Source organism: Sulfitobacter sp. 1A12779, assembly GCF_043557315.1.
In the GTDB taxonomy this organism is placed as follows: Bacteria; Pseudomonadota; Alphaproteobacteria; order Rhodobacterales; family Rhodobacteraceae; genus Sulfitobacter; species Sulfitobacter faviae.
Genome location: NZ_JBIFFU010000011.1, coordinates 68,040 through 81,630 on the forward strand (window position 1 = coordinate 68,040; position 13,591 = coordinate 81,630).

Here is a 13,591-nt window from a genome sequence, read left to right on the forward strand (position 1 = left end):
TTTGAAAATGCTGGGCAACGGGTTTAAGAATCACCCATAACCCCGCATGATTCGGAAAACCGAATCGTCTGCGGATGATTCGCGCTGACGCGCTGAAGGAGCATGAGATGGCTGCCAAAGATACGAATGACGACGCAAAGAGCAACGATTCAGAGGCCGGCCACTCGCTCGACATGAGCCAAGCCGCCGTTAAGAAGATGATCGGTGAGGCCCGCGAGAAGGGCTATATCACCTACGATCAGCTGAACACGGTGCTGCCGCCCGATCAGGTCAGCTCGGAACAGATCGAAGACGTGATGTCGATGCTCTCGGAAATGGGCATCAACATCATCGAAGACGAGGAAGCCGAAGAGGAAGAGAACAAAGGCTCGACCGAGGTTGCGACCACTGAGTCCAACCGTGATGTGGCGCTGTCCTCCGGCACCTCCGAGAAGCTCGACCGCACCGATGACCCGGTGCGCATGTACCTGCGCGAGATGGGCAGTGTCGAACTGCTGAGCCGCGAGGGCGAGATCGCCATCGCCAAGCGCATCGAAGCTGGCCGCAACACCATGATCGCGGGCCTTTGCGAAAGCCCGCTGACTTTCCAAGCGATCACCATCTGGCGTGACGAACTTCTGTCTGAAGACATTCTGCTGCGTGACGTGATCGACCTTGAAGCCACCTTTGGCACGCAGATGGGCGATGAGGAGGAGACCTCTCCGGTCGTCGCCCCCGCCGCCGGGGCCGAGACCAAGACCGAAGAGTCCAAGCCCGAATATGACGCCGACGGCAATCCGATCTCCTCGGATGACGACGACGACGAGGACGAACAGGCCAACATGAGCCTTGCGGCCATGGAAGCGGCGTTGAAACCGCAGGTTCTCGAAGCGCTCGACATCATCGCGGATGACTATGAAAAGCTCAGCGCGATGCAGGACAGCCGCATCTCGGCCACGCTGAACGAAGACGGCTCTTTCACCAAGGAGCAGGAAGAGACCTATCAGAAGCTGCGGTCGGAAATCGTGCTTTTGGTGAACGACCTGCATCTGCACAACAACCGTATCGAAGCCCTGATCGACCAGCTTTACGGCATTAACCGCCGCATCATGCAGATCGACAGCGCCATGGTGAAGCTCGCCGACCAAGCGCGCATCAACCGCAAGGAATTCGTCGACAACTACCGCGGCTATGAGCTTGATCCCAACTGGATGGAGCGGATGGCCGAGAAGTCCGGTCGTGGCTGGCAGATGTTCATCGAACGCTCATCCGAAAAGGTCGAAGAACTGCGTGCCGACATGGCGCAGGTCGGCCAATATGTCGGGCTGGATATCTCGGAATTCCGCCGCATCGTGCAGCAGGTCCAGAAGGGTGAGAAAGAAGCCCGTCAGGCCAAGAAAGAGATGGTCGAAGCGAACCTGCGCCTCGTGATCTCCATCGCGAAGAAATACACGAACCGCGGGCTGCAATTCCTTGATCTTATTCAGGAAGGCAACATCGGCCTGATGAAGGCCGTCGATAAGTTCGAGTACCGCCGCGGCTACAAGTTCTCCACCTACGCGACATGGTGGATCCGTCAGGCGATCACCCGCTCGATTGCTGACCAAGCACGCACCATCCGCATTCCGGTGCATATGATCGAGACGATCAACAAACTGGTCCGGACCGGTCGCCAGATGCTCCACGAGATTGGCCGCGAGCCGACGCCGGAGGAACTGGCCGAGAAGCTGCAAATGCCGCTCGAAAAGGTCCGCAAGGTGATGAAGATCGCCAAGGAGCCGATCAGCCTTGAGACGCCCATCGGCGACGAGGAAGACAGCCAACTGGGTGACTTCATCGAGGACAAGAATGCCGTGCTGCCGCTCGACAGCGCCATTCAGGAAAACCTCAAGGAGACTACGACGCGGGTGCTGTCCTCGCTCACGCCCCGCGAGGAACGCGTGCTGCGGATGCGCTTCGGCATCGGCATGAACACCGATCACACGCTCGAAGAGGTCGGCCAGCAATTCTCGGTCACGCGCGAACGTATTCGCCAGATCGAAGCCAAAGCATTGCGCAAGCTCAAACATCCGAGCCGCTCGCGCAAGCTGCGCAGCTTCCTTGATCAATAATTCAAAACGCGGTCCCGGTGGCCGCGTTTTCTTTTGCGGGGCGGGTCTTTGACCTGCCGCCCACGCCGCTTACATCAAGGGGGTATCCCAAGAAGGTTCCCATGATGCGCAAAACTGTCCTTACCCTTCTTTGCCTTATGCTGCCGCTGCAAGCCGCCGCACAGGCCTACCGGGCCGAGAACCGGCTGATCGTCGTGCCCCTCACCGCGCAGGAGTTCGAGGTGATCGAAGACCACGGCGCGGGCGCGCGTCACATCTGGTGCGCCGCAGCGGAGTTTGCGCAGGACGTGCTGGGCCTCCCGCGCGGGGAGCGGCTTTATATCAAAACGCCCCGCGGCCCGTCGGTGAGCGGCGTGGGCCGCACCGGCGTGGTTTACACCACCAATCCTGAGCGGGTGAGCGGCGACAGGGGGCAGTCCTATTCCGTCACGATCAACCGCGCGGGAGAGAACTTGCCCAGCCACCATGCCCGGCAGTTCTGTCTGGATCGCATAATTGAGTTGCGGGATTTCTGAACTGGGGAAGCCGTTGTTTTCACCCGGTGGCGGTCTTATTCTGCGGGTATTGTTACGACGGATTGATCTCATGCGTTTCGTGCTCGCCAGCCTGTTTCTGACCCTCGGCACCAGCCAAGCCCTTGCCCATTGCCACCATCGCAGCGCCACGGTTCTAACCTGTACGATTGACCAAGGGGCGAAGCAGTTGGAAGTCTGCCTCGACGGGGAAGAGGTGATCTACCGCTTCGGCCCGACTGACGCGCCCGGTCTGACCCTGAGCGCCCCGATTACGGAGGTGGCGCATCAGCCTTGGCCGGGCATAGGTCGCGCCATCTGGGAAAGCACGACCTTTCGGAATGGCGCTTTCACATATGAGGTCTATGGCTCTTTCAACAAATTCGATCAGATCAGCGATGGTGGGGTGACGGTGCGCGAGAATGGGCGCGAGATCGCCTCGCTTTCCTGCGACAGGGGGACGGCGGAACTCGGCCTCTTTGCCATAAGCGACGCGAAAGAGGCGGCTGGCCAATGTTGGGACCTAGAGGCGCAGCACTGGGGAGCCTGCTGAGATGCAGACAGTTTTTACCATTCAAACCCGCGGTCAGGCGCTCTACGAGTTCACGAATGATGTGGCACGCTGGATTGCAGGGCAGGGGGACGGGCTGCTGACGCTCTTGGTGCAGCACACCTCGGCCTCTCTGCTGATCCAAGAGAACGCAGACCCGGATGTGCAGCGCGACCTCTTGGCCTATTTCGCCCGGCTGGTGCCGCCAGCCGATGCGCCAGAAATGCGCTATCTCACGCATCTGATGGAAGGGCCGGATGATATGCCCGCGCATATCAAAGCCTCGGTCCTGCCGGTGAGCCTTAGCATCCCCGTCGCGCGGGGGCGGATGATGTTGGGCACGTGGCAGGGCATTTACCTGTTCGAGCATCGCGACGCCCCGCATCAGCGGCGCATCGCGGCGCATTTCCGGCCCGACTGACGCCGGACCGGGCAGGGGTCACCCCGTCGGCATCAGGTGAATTTCACGCACCGCCGCCCGCGCGGGCGCTTCGAGCGCATGCATCACCGCATCCGCCACGTCCTCAGGCTGCAGCTTGTCAGGCTTGGCCTCGTCGAAAAAGGCAGTGTCGACCATGCCGGGTGAGACGACCATGCAGCGGCCACCCCATTCGGCCATCTCATCCGCGAGATTGCCTGCGTAGCCGTGGATAAACCACTTGGTCGCCCCGTAGATCGACCCTTGGATATGCCGCCGCCCGGCAGCAGAACCGGTCACGATATATTGCCCCGTGGTCTTGCGCAGATGCGGCATGGCGGCATGGGCGGTATAGAGCGCGCCCATGATGTTGAGGTCGACCATCGCTTTCCAATCCTGCGGGTCGCCATTCTCTGTCCCCGCCGGGCTGGTGCCGCGTCCGGCGTTGGCAAAGGCGGCGTCGACCTGTCCGAAATGGTCAGCCAGTTTGTTGATCGATTGTTTCTGCGCGTCGTAATCGGTGGCGTCGCCCACAAGCACGAGTGCTTGGTCGCCAATCTCGGCGGCGAGGTCGTTCAGCTTGTCTTCGCTCCGGGCAAAGAGGCCGATGTTCCAGCCCGCTTTCGCGGCGGCGCGGGCGGTGGCGGCGCCGATCCCGCTGGAGGCGCCGGTCAGAAAAAGTGTCTTGGTCATGGTATGCTCCGTTTATAGCCTTCGTTGACCAACGCAGGGGCATGCCGTTGGGTCCATGACACATATTTGAACGCAAGATATAGCTGTGGAAATCTTCTCTACCCAAAACCTCGCGGCTCCCCTATAAGTTTTGACAAGAGGGCCGCGCGCCCCACAAGTGAGGCAGGATGAAGAGGGGGACGGCCGATGCGCTGCCCGTTTTGCGGAAATATCGACACTCAAGTGAAAGACAGCCGCCCGGCCGAGGATCACGTCTCGATCCGGCGCAGACGGTTCTGCCCGGCCTGCGGGGGCCGCTTCACCACCTATGAGCGGGTGCAACTGCGCGACCTTGTGGTCATCAAAACCTCCGGCAAGCGCGAGGATTTTGACCGCGACAAGCTGGAACGCTCGATCCGCATCTCCATGCAGAAACGCCCCATTGATCCCGAACGTATCGATCAGATGATCTCGGGCATCGTGCGCCGGTTGGAAAGCATGGGCGAGACCGACATCAGCTCGAAACATATCGGTGAGATCGTGATGGAGGCGCTGGCCCGGATCGACACCGTGGCCTATGTGCGTTTCGCCTCTGTTTACAAGAACTTCCAAGCCGCGGACGATTTCGACAAATTCGTTCAGGAACTGCGGCCCGACGCCCTGCCGGAAGAGTGACCGGCGAGAGGGTGAGCGACGCGCGGTTCATGGCGCTGGCGCTGTCCTTGGGGCGGCGCGGGCAGGGCAACGTCTGGCCCAACCCGGCGGTGGGCTGTGTCATCGTGCAAGGTACGCGGATCGTCGGGCGCGGTTGGACCCAGCCGGGCGGGCGCCCCCATGCCGAGCCGCAGGCGCTGGCGCAGGCGGGTGCGGCGGCGCGGGGGGCGACGGTCTATGTCACGCTTGAACCCTGCTCCCACCACGGCAAAACGCCGCCCTGTGCGCAGGCGCTGATCGACGCAGGCGTGGCCCGCGTGGTGATCGCGACGCAGGATGACGACGCGCGGGTCAACGGGCGCGGCATCGCGATGTTGCAAGATGCCGGGATCGAGGTCTCAGTCGGGCTGCACGAGGATGCGGCCCGCGCGGATAACGCCGGTTTTTTCTGCCGCACCGATCTGGGCCGCCCGATGCTGACGCTGAAGCTGGCCAATTCCTTTGACGGGCGCATCGCCACCGGCACGGGCGAAAGCCAGTGGATCACCGACGCCCCCGCGCGGCGGCTGACCCATGCCATGCGCAGCCGTCATGACGCGGTGATGGTCGGGGCGGGCACCGCCCGCAAGGACGACCCGAGCCTGACGGTGCGTGGTCTCGGGCTTGCCCAGCAACCGGCGCGCGTTGTCGTCTCCCGCAGGCTCGACCTGCCGTTGATGGGGCAACTGGCGCGCACGGCGGCTGAGGTGCCTTTGATCCTCTGCCACGGTGCGGATGCAGATCCGGCTTTGGTCAAAGCCTGGGCCGATCTGGGGGCGACACTGCTGCCCTGTGCCGCGCGGGGGGCGCAGTTGGACCCCACCGATGTGATGCGGCAACTGGCAGGCCATGGTCTCACAAGGATCTTCTGCGAGGGGGGGAGCGCCTTGGCTGCCTCGCTCATCGAGGCGGATTTGGTCGACCGGCTGGTGGGGTTCACCGCCGGGCTGGTGATCGGGGCCGAAGGTCTGCCCGGCATTGGGGCGCTTGGCCTGTCGCGGCTGGCCGAGGCCCCGCGCTTCGCGCTGCAATCCAGCCAGCAGATCGGGCCGGACCTGTTGCACATCTGGCGGCGCAACGCAGCCGATTGAGCGCTATCGCCGCCAGAGGTGGCTCTGGCTGGCAAAGACCCCTTGGAGCTTCGATAGCATTCGGTTGCCCAACCCCGCGCGGGGCAGGCGGCCCGTGGCCAGCCGTTCGACCACCACTTCGACGGGGCAGGGCAAGCCGCTGACCGGGTCGCGGTAGCGCGGGTAGTCGATGAGCGCGGCATGGACGAGCCCTTCGAGCGTCGGTGTCGCGCGGCGGCGGGGCGGGACATCGCCCCGGTCTTCGGTCAGCCCCCAGCCCGCGTAGAACGGCGCGCCCAAGGTCACCACCGGCACCCGGCGGAGGAGCGCTTCGAACCCCAAGAGGGAGGTCATGGTCCAAACCGCGTCGACTTGACCCAAAAGCGCCACCGGGTCGGCGCGATGTAGGATCAGATCGGCGTCGCCCGCCTCCGTCGCGCCTTTGCGCAGGCCCGCTTCAACATCAGGGTGGGGTTTGAAGAGGATCACGGCATCCGGGTTTGCGGCGCGGGCGGCGGCCAGCAGGGCCGCGTTGCTGCACACATCGCCCGTGCCGGTGAGGATGGAGGCGTCGTCTTCCACCTGTCCGGGGACAAGGATGCGCCGCCCCGGCGGCAGGTCGGGCGCCGCACCGCCGAGGTTGTATTTGCTGAGGCCCGCCCCGGTGAGCGCCGCGATCAGCACGCGGGCGCGGGCCAGTTGATCGGGGCGCAGGTCGGCACGTTTCTCGATCCATTTTTCCAACCGGCTGGGCCCTTGGGGATCGTAGTAAATGCCCAGATCGTCACAGACCAGCGACAGGGGCGGAACCAGTTCGGCCCCCAGCCCGCGCGAGCGCAGAAACCCGTCCTCGACCCGCAGCGCATTTTGGGGCGCGACCTCGGCCTTGCTGGCCCAGACCATGGCGCGGCGGGGCGGCTTGGGGGGTTCTGCTGGGCCTTTGCGAAAGCGGAGGGGCGTGGCGGTTCCGAAGAACTGTTGCAGGGGGCGGCGCTTCCACAGGCGCATGCCCCATGCGTCCCAGCCGCGATGATCCTCTCGCCACGCGCGGGCCTGCGCGGCGAGGGCGGAGAGGGCCGTCTCGAAACTGCCGAGTTCGTCGCGATAGGGATCGTACCACGTTGGATAGAGGATCATCGCGGCGGCGAAAAGTTGCGCGCGGCTAAGGCGGCGCTGGCGGCGTTGGACGGGGAACTCATCATCCGTCAGCCCCCAACCGGCATAGAAGGGCTGGCCGAAGACACGCGGCCTGTGGCCTGCAAAGATCGCCTCGAACCCCATTTGCGATGAGACGGTGTAGACACCCACCACCCCTTCGAACAGTGCCCAAGGGCTGATGGGATCGGTCAGCAGGGTGATCCGCTCGTTGGTATCCTCGGGGCCGTAATGCCCGGCGCGGAAGCCCTTTGCCGTCTCGGGGTGGCTCTTGATGATGACCCGCGCGCCGGGGTGTTCCTCTTGCGCGAAGACAAGCATTTCCAGAAACCGTGCACGATCCGCGCCTGAGGCGGTGACGGAGGCGTCGCCGCGCGTTTGGTCGATCACCAGCACATAGCCCGGCTCCGGCGCAGGCAGGTCGGGGTCAAAGCCCGCATATTTCGTCAGATGCGCCTCGGCCATCTGTGCCATGCCGCCCCGGGCGCGGTCCAGAAGGGCGGTATCGTCCAGCGGGTGATGGGCGAGCAGCTCTTCGAGGTCTGAGGGCTGGGCAGGGTCGAAATGCGCCCCCCGGCTGTCGATCAGCAGGCCCAAGGGCGGCTCGCCCGCGCGACCGGGGTGGAGCGAGCGCAGCCATGCGTCCTCCACCCGGATCACCGGCACGTCGCGCTTGGCGGTTACGGCCAGCCCGCGATGCGCGGTGGGGGAGTTGCCCCAGACCACCACCGCATCATCCGGCGCGGGCAGGCCGAGGTGCAGGGAATGGCCCGAGAGTTGCAGGATGCGCCGCAGGCGGCGCTGCGTCAGAAACCCACCGTTATATACGAAAAGCCGCCGGCTCCTTTCGGGACCGGCGGCGGGGTGTTGGTATGGGTCAGCTTCGAATGCCACCGGGGTGGATCATTCGGTCAGCGAGGTGATGCTATCTGCCGAACCCGCCGTACCGGTGATGGCCGAGATTACCTTGCTCCACTGGGTGAAGGGCGCTTCGGTCACATAGATTGTGTCGCCGTCGCGGATCACGAAATCGCGGGCCATGAACATGCCGTTGGGTTTGGTCAGGTCGGTGACATAGACCATGCGCTGCGCGCCAGTCAGATCGCTGCGGCCCAGCACCTGTTCGGCGACTTCCTCGGGCTCATTGCGGAACACGAAAACGCCGGTGGGGTCGGCCGAGAGGGGGCTGAGCCCGCCCACTTGCGCGATGCCTTCCAAAAGCGAGAGGTTTTGCGATTCAAAGGGCACGCGGGCCTGTCCGCCGGTGGCGCCAAGTGCGGTGAAGGAACGGGTGTCTTCCTCGACCAGAATTCGGTCGCCCGGGCGCAGGGCGATGTCGAGTTCGGGGTGGTCATAGAGGTCTTGGAACCAAATCTTACCGCGCTGCCCGCCGCGGATCACGGTGACCTGCGCGATTTCGGGGATGATGGTCACACCGCCCGCGCGTGCCAGCATGGCGGCCAACGTGCGGGTCGGCCGCTCGATCGGGTAGACGCCCTGCGCCCCGATGGAGCCAATGAGCGAGACGGTCGAGCCGTCACCGGCGGCGCGGCGCACTTCGACCTGCGGGTCTGGGGTCTGTTCGCCCAGCTTGTTGGTGATGATGCGGCGGATCGCTTCGGGCGTGTTGCCCGCAGCGCGAATGCGGCCCGCGTAGGGGATGAAGATAAAGCCTGCGCCGTCGACCTGCACCTCTTCCAGCATGGTGGCCGGGGCGCCTTCGACGCCGAGAAGCGGATCGTCCACGTTCTCATAAACCGTGATGCCAAGGATGTCGCCCGGCTGGATCGTGTCGGAACCGACCCGGCCCGCGTTCTTGAAGCTTTCCGAAAAGCCAAGCGCCGGGGCCACGGCGGTGGCGCGGGTCACACGGTCATTCACGCTGACGACAAAGGCATCGCCTTCGCGCTGAACGGAGCCTGCGTAGATTTGCCGTTTGTTCGGCCCGACCTGCGGCAAACCACATGATGAGATGACGGCCACCGCCGCCAGCGCTGCGATGGGGCGCGCCCACCGGAAAGATACGGATTTCACTGCCCGGTCTCCTCGACCTGAAATATCTGCCTCGAAATCGCCAATTGTCTTGACGTATTACTTTGCAACTTAGCGCAGCCTAGCGAAAAAATCTACAGGGCGGAATGGGTTAACTCAGGTGACGACCCGCAACTGTTGCCGAGGGGCCGCGGTGCCCTGTTCCAGTGCGTCATAGGGATCCTCGGCGGCGAGCATCATATCGACCACTTGGCGCAGCAATTGCCGCCGCCCGCGTGCGGCATAGAAACCGCCCGGAACCTGAGAGGTTTCAAGCAGATAGCGGCGATAATCCTTATACGCGCGGTTGTCGGGGCGGTTGGCGGTAGCAAAGAATTCCGGCAGCGGCTGGTCCGAGACAAACTCAGGCTGGGAATAGACCGCGCGGCCAAAAGCCTTGAGGGGGATGCCGCGCCAGAGCACCTGTTGCCCGGCGGTGGAATTCACCGTGACAGCACTGCGGGTGTCATTGAGAAGCTGTGCCAGCTTGCCGCCGCGCACGAAATGCACACGGTCGGAAACCCCATGCGCGCGGGCCAGCCGTTTGACATCGCGCCGCACCGGCACGCGGCCATCCTCCAGCGGATGCGCCTTAATGACGAGGTGGTGATGTTGCGGCGCGCCCTTGGCGAAACCTTCGATCACCAGTTCAAGGAAATCGGCCATCGTGTTGAAGGGCGAATGTTTCTGGAAAGAAGAATCATGCTCCAGTTGCAGCAGCGCGAGATGATAGGGAAAGCCGCCCAGCCGGATCTTCAGCGTGGCCAGCAGGCGGTCGGCGGCCAGCACCGGCATCAGCAAGAGCCGCTTGAGGTAGAGACGGAATTCCTTGGTCACCGGCAGGCTGCGGTGTGGTTTGAAATTGCGGTATTCGCCGTTTCGGAACATCACGAACCAATGGTAAAGCGCGCCGTAGAAGATGTGGTGGCGCATGTCGCCCCAATGGCCCGGCGGCAGGGGGGCTTCCATGTCCGAGCGGGCGAGGGCGGCCTGCATCTGGGGAATGGTCATCTCCATCAGCCGCGAATTGCCGTTCGAGCCGCCGCGCTCATAGGTGACCCAATAGGGCCGCATATAGCCTTCCTCGAAGACATGCACGGTGATGCCACGGCGCTTGGCCTCGGCCACCGCTTCGGCGTGGATGGGACGGGTGTCGCCGTAAAGCACGATGTCGGTGACCTGCTTCTCGTCCAGCAGGCTGGCAAAGACGCGCGGCCAATCCTCGACCCTGCCGCGATAGGGGATGTAGGTCGACGGGTGAAACCAAAAGGCCCGGTCGCCCGCGTTGAAGCCCACGCGCCAGACCTCGGCCCCCGCGCGCCGCAGCATCTTGCCCAGACTGTTGAAGAAAGGGCCATGCGGTCCTTGCAGGAACAGGAAGGTTCTGGTCGGGGCGGCGGTCACGGTCATTCTGGTCCTTCGGTGGGTCTTTGCCCCCTTAACCACCATATAATAGGGGCGACAATGTGGCGTCACCCGCTCTTGCCTGTGGCGGTGACCGGGTTTACCACTGCGCGGAACCAGCAAAGGAGCCTACCCCATGTTCACCGGCATTATCACAGACGTTGGCACCGTGACCAAGCTGGAGCAGGAAGGCGACCTGCGCGCGCGCATCCAGACCGGCTATGACACCAGCGGCATCGACATGGGCGCCTCCATCGCCAGCGATGGGGTTTGCCTGACGGTCGTGGGGCTGGGCGCGGATTGGTATGAGGTGCAGATCAGCGCCGAGACCGTGGCTAAGACAAACCTCGGCCAGCATTGGGCCGAAGGGCGGCGCGTGAACCTCGAACGCGCCTTGAAGGTGGGAGACGAGTTGGGCGGGCATATCGTCTCGGGCCATGTCGATGGCGTGGCCGAGATCATTGAGATGAAAGACGAGGGCGACAGCACCCGCGTGACCTTGCGCGCGCCCAAGGATCTGGCGCGGTTCATCGCGCCTAAAGGCTCGGTGGCGCTGAATGGCACCTCGCTGACGGTGAATGATGTTGATGGCTGCGATTTCGGCATCAACTTCATCCCGCATACCAAGGAGGTGACGACTTGGGGCGATGCAGGCGTCGGCGATCTGGTGAACCTCGAAATCGACACGCTGGCCCGTTATGTGGCACGCCTGAACGAGATGTGACGCCGCGCCCTTCGGGGCGCGCTCTGGCCAAGCGGCGCGGGTCAGGCTAAGAGCCGGGCAACAGATAGATGGAAGCAGCCGATGCAATTTGACAAACCCGGACCGGTCGAGACAGGGCTGAGCGATGCGATCTCGCCCATCGAAGAGATCATCGAAGACGCGCGCCAAGGCCGCATGTTTATTCTGGTGGATCATGAGGACCGCGAGAACGAAGGCGATCTGGTGATCCCGGCTGAGTTTGCCGATGCCGCGGCGATCAATTTCATGGCGACCCATGGGCGCGGGCTGATCTGCCTGCCGATGACGGCAGAGCGGGTCGATCACCTCGGCCTGCCGATGATGGCGGTGAACAATTCCTCGCGGCATGAAACGGCCTTTACCGTCAGCATCGAAGCGCGGGAGGGTGTCAGCACCGGCATCTCTGCCGCCGACCGTGCACTGACCGTGGCCGTGGCGATCTCGGAACAATCTGGTTCGGCGGATATCGCCACCCCCGGTCACGTCTTCCCCCTGCGCGCCCGCGATGGTGGCGTGCTGGTGCGGGCAGGCCATACCGAAGCGGCAGTCGATATTTCGCGCCTCGCGGGGCTGCACCCTTCGGGCGTGATCTGCGAGATCATGAAAGACGATGGCGAAATGGCGCGGCTGCCCGATCTGGTGGAATTTGCCGCCGCGCATGGGCTGAAAATCGGCACGATCAGCGATCTCATCACCTACCGCCACAAGCATGACAATCTGTTGGTGGAGCGCGACAGCCGCACCGTGACCTCGGCCTATGGCGGCGATTGGCAGATGCGGGTGTTCTCCGACCAAATCACCGGGACCGACCATGTGGTGCTGACCAAGGGCGACATCTCGACCCCCGAGCCGGTGCTGATCCGCACCCATGCGATCAACGCGCTTGAAGATATCCTCGGCCTCGGCCCCAGTCCGGCGGACGAGTTGCCCCGCGCCATGCAGATCATCGCCGAAGAGGGGCGGGGGGCCGTGGTGCTCTTCCGCGATCCTTACCCGCGCCTCAAGCTCGACCCAGAGGATGACGACCGCCCGCGCACGATCAAACGCACAGGACTTGGCGCGCAGATCCTCTCGACAATGGGGCTGCATGAACTGGTCCTGCTGACCGACAATCCCGACACGCGCTATCTGGGCCTCGACGCCTATGCGTTGGAAATCGTGGGCACCCGGCCCATCACTACGGAGTAATCGCCATGGCATCCGCCGAAGAGCATACCATCCTGCCGCGTCCCAGCTTCGACGAACCGGTGAAGCTGCTGATCGTCGTCTCGCCCTATTACTCGGACATCGCGAATGGCCTGTTGACCGGCGCCAAGGCCGAGTTGGAGGCTGCGGGCGCCAGTTATGAGGTGATCGAAATGCCCGGCGCGTTGGAGATTCCCACCGCCATCGGCATTTCCGACCGGGGCAGCAATTTCGACGGCTATGTCGCGCTTGGTTGTGTCATCCGGGGCGAGACCACCCATTACGAGACCGTCTGCAACGACAGCAGCCGCGCCTTGCAACTGCTTGGCCTGCAAGGGCTTTGCATCGGCAATGGCATCCTGACGGTCGAGAATAAACAACAGGCCGAGGTGCGCGCCGACCCCGAGGGGCAAAACAAAGGCGGCGGTGCAGCCGCTGCGGCCTTGCATCTTATCGCGCTCGCTCGTAAATGGGGCCGCCAGAGCAAGGGCATCGGGTTCAAGCCATTCGGGCAGGACACTTTGATGGCCGGCGACACGGATGGATCAAACATCGCATGACCAGCAACGGGCCTTCGGGCAACCAGAAACGTAAGATGAAGTCGGCCTCGCGGCTCTATGCCGTGCAGGCGCTGTTCCAGATGGAGCATTCCGCGCAGACGGTCGATGTCGTGCGTCACGAATTCATCGACCACCGTTTCGGTGCCGTCTATGAGGGCGACGAGATGCAGGAGGGGGATGTCGATCACTTCTCTCGCGTGCTCGAAGATGCGGTGAACTATCAAGCGCCGATCGACCAGATGGCCAACCGCGCCATCGTCGCCAAATGGGCCATTGCCCGGATCGACCCGACCCTGCGCGCGCTGTTCCGCGCCGCCGGGGCCGAGTTCCGCCATGACGACACGCCGCCGCGCGTGGTGATCAAGGAATATGTCGACGTGGCCCATGCCTTCTTCCCCGATGGGCGCGAGCCGAGCTTTGTCAACGCCGTGCTTGACCATATGGCCCGCGAGGCGCGCCCCGAAGCGTTCTAAACGCGCGGGAAAGTGGCCCCGAGGGGGCCATCTACC

The 13,591-nt window shown here is 63.6% G+C and carries 14 protein-coding genes; 10 read left to right on the top strand and 4 right to left on the bottom strand.

What is annotated here, in order from left to right; genetic code table 11:
• The first annotated feature begins 107 nt into the window (after positions 1 to 107).
• The 4 genes from rpoD (at position 108) to ACGYLQ_RS13835 (ending at position 3,573) form a co-directional block, all read left to right on the top strand.
• Positions 108 to 2,090, top strand: a complete 1,983-nt coding sequence (gene rpoD, locus ACGYLQ_RS13820) for an RNA polymerase sigma factor RpoD (protein WP_067264850.1) — start codon at positions 108 to 110, stop codon at positions 2,088 to 2,090.
• A 101-nt stretch (positions 2,091 to 2,191) separates the two neighbouring features.
• A complete protein-coding gene (locus ACGYLQ_RS13825) occupies positions 2,192 to 2,605 on the top strand; it encodes a hypothetical protein (RefSeq protein ID WP_394443463.1) in 414 nt (137 codons plus the stop codon).
• A gap of 70 nt (positions 2,606 to 2,675) precedes the next feature.
• A complete protein-coding gene (locus ACGYLQ_RS13830; RefSeq protein WP_394443465.1) occupies positions 2,676 to 3,155 on the top strand; it encodes a hypothetical protein in 480 nt (159 codons plus the stop codon).
• A gap of 1 nt (position 3,156) precedes the next feature.
• Positions 3,157 to 3,573 carry a secondary thiamine-phosphate synthase enzyme YjbQ gene (locus ACGYLQ_RS13835; RefSeq protein WP_168612400.1) on the top strand — a complete coding sequence of 139 codons (417 nt, stop codon included), beginning with the start codon at positions 3,157 to 3,159 and terminating at the stop codon, positions 3,571 to 3,573.
• Between the two features lie 18 nt (positions 3,574 to 3,591).
• Here the strand turns inward: ACGYLQ_RS13835 and ACGYLQ_RS13840 are convergent, their stop codons facing one another.
• On the bottom strand, positions 3,592 to 4,263 hold the full coding sequence (locus ACGYLQ_RS13840; protein ID WP_394443467.1) for an SDR family oxidoreductase: 672 nt from the start codon (positions 4,261 to 4,263) through the stop codon (positions 3,592 to 3,594).
• A 186-nt stretch (positions 4,264 to 4,449) separates the two neighbouring features.
• Here ACGYLQ_RS13840 and nrdR point away from each other — a divergent pair, with 186 nt between their 5' ends.
• Entirely contained in the window at positions 4,450 to 4,917 is a 468-nt protein-coding gene (nrdR, locus tag ACGYLQ_RS13845) for a transcriptional regulator NrdR (RefSeq protein WP_067264800.1), read from the top strand.
• A 29-nt stretch (positions 4,918 to 4,946) separates the two neighbouring features.
• Positions 4,947 to 6,026 carry a bifunctional diaminohydroxyphosphoribosylaminopyrimidine deaminase/5-amino-6-(5-phosphoribosylamino)uracil reductase RibD gene (gene ribD / locus ACGYLQ_RS13850; RefSeq protein ID WP_394443515.1) on the top strand — a complete coding sequence of 360 codons (1,080 nt, stop codon included), beginning with the start codon at positions 4,947 to 4,949 and terminating at the stop codon, positions 6,024 to 6,026.
• A gap of 3 nt (positions 6,027 to 6,029) precedes the next feature.
• Here ribD and ACGYLQ_RS13855 read toward each other — a convergent pair whose 3' ends face one another.
• The 3 genes from ACGYLQ_RS13855 to ACGYLQ_RS13865 all read right to left on the bottom strand — a co-directional run bounded on the left by ACGYLQ_RS13855 (position 6,030) and on the right by ACGYLQ_RS13865 (position 10,601).
• The gene (locus tag ACGYLQ_RS13855; protein WP_394443469.1) at positions 6,030 to 8,054 is read right to left on the bottom strand and encodes a capsular polysaccharide biosynthesis protein; all 2,025 of its coding nucleotides are present in this window, start codon (positions 8,052 to 8,054) and stop codon (positions 6,030 to 6,032) included.
• A 9-nt stretch (positions 8,055 to 8,063) separates the two neighbouring features.
• The gene (locus ACGYLQ_RS13860) at positions 8,064 to 9,194 is read right to left on the bottom strand and encodes a polysaccharide biosynthesis/export family protein (RefSeq protein ID WP_394412893.1); all 1,131 of its coding nucleotides are present in this window, start codon (positions 9,192 to 9,194) and stop codon (positions 8,064 to 8,066) included.
• Positions 9,195 to 9,308: 114 nt separating this feature from the next.
• Positions 9,309 to 10,601 carry a capsule biosynthesis protein gene (locus tag ACGYLQ_RS13865; RefSeq protein WP_394443471.1) on the bottom strand — a complete coding sequence of 431 codons (1,293 nt, stop codon included), beginning with the start codon at positions 10,599 to 10,601 and terminating at the stop codon, positions 9,309 to 9,311.
• A 130-nt stretch (positions 10,602 to 10,731) separates the two neighbouring features.
• On the opposite strand from ACGYLQ_RS13865, the gene ACGYLQ_RS13870 reads away from it, so the two are divergent.
• From ACGYLQ_RS13870 to nusB, 4 genes are all read left to right on the top strand, one after another.
• A complete protein-coding gene (locus ACGYLQ_RS13870) occupies positions 10,732 to 11,319 on the top strand; it encodes a riboflavin synthase (RefSeq protein WP_394443472.1) in 588 nt (195 codons plus the stop codon).
• Between the two features lie 81 nt (positions 11,320 to 11,400).
• Positions 11,401 to 12,525, top strand: a complete 1,125-nt coding sequence (ribB, locus tag ACGYLQ_RS13875) for a 3,4-dihydroxy-2-butanone-4-phosphate synthase (protein ID WP_067264809.1) — start codon at positions 11,401 to 11,403, stop codon at positions 12,523 to 12,525.
• Between the two features lie 5 nt (positions 12,526 to 12,530).
• Entirely contained in the window at positions 12,531 to 13,082 is a 552-nt protein-coding gene (locus ACGYLQ_RS13880) for a 6,7-dimethyl-8-ribityllumazine synthase (RefSeq protein ID WP_209219320.1), read from the top strand.
• Positions 13,079 to 13,555, top strand: coding sequence for a transcription antitermination factor NusB (nusB, locus tag ACGYLQ_RS13885; RefSeq protein WP_067264814.1), 477 nt, complete (start codon positions 13,079 to 13,081; stop codon positions 13,553 to 13,555). Before ACGYLQ_RS13880 ends, nusB begins: the two co-directional genes overlap by 4 nt.
• Positions 13,556 to 13,591: the final 36 nt, after the last annotated feature.

Coding starts and splice junctions, on each gene's coding strand:
- rpoD (WP_067264850.1), top strand. CDS start 108: ATGGCTGCCAAAGATACGAATGACGACGCAAAGAGCAACGATTCAGAG.
- nusB (WP_067264814.1), top strand. CDS start 13,079: ATGACCAGCAACGGGCCTTCGGGCAACCAGAAACGTAAGATGAAGTCG.
- ribB (WP_067264809.1), top strand. CDS start 11,401: ATGCAATTTGACAAACCCGGACCGGTCGAGACAGGGCTGAGCGATGCG.
- ACGYLQ_RS13830 (WP_394443465.1), top strand. CDS start 2,676: ATGCGTTTCGTGCTCGCCAGCCTGTTTCTGACCCTCGGCACCAGCCAA.
- nrdR (WP_067264800.1), top strand. CDS start 4,450: ATGCGCTGCCCGTTTTGCGGAAATATCGACACTCAAGTGAAAGACAGC.
- ACGYLQ_RS13835 (WP_168612400.1), top strand. CDS start 3,157: ATGCAGACAGTTTTTACCATTCAAACCCGCGGTCAGGCGCTCTACGAG.
- ribD (WP_394443515.1), top strand. CDS start 4,947: ATGGCGCTGGCGCTGTCCTTGGGGCGGCGCGGGCAGGGCAACGTCTGG.
- ACGYLQ_RS13880 (WP_209219320.1), top strand. CDS start 12,531: ATGGCATCCGCCGAAGAGCATACCATCCTGCCGCGTCCCAGCTTCGAC.
- ACGYLQ_RS13840 (WP_394443467.1), bottom strand. CDS start 4,263: ATGACCAAGACACTTTTTCTGACCGGCGCCTCCAGCGGGATCGGCGCC.
- ACGYLQ_RS13870 (WP_394443472.1), top strand. CDS start 10,732: ATGTTCACCGGCATTATCACAGACGTTGGCACCGTGACCAAGCTGGAG.
- ACGYLQ_RS13825 (WP_394443463.1), top strand. CDS start 2,192: ATGATGCGCAAAACTGTCCTTACCCTTCTTTGCCTTATGCTGCCGCTG.
- ACGYLQ_RS13865 (WP_394443471.1), bottom strand. CDS start 10,601: ATGACCGTGACCGCCGCCCCGACCAGAACCTTCCTGTTCCTGCAAGGA.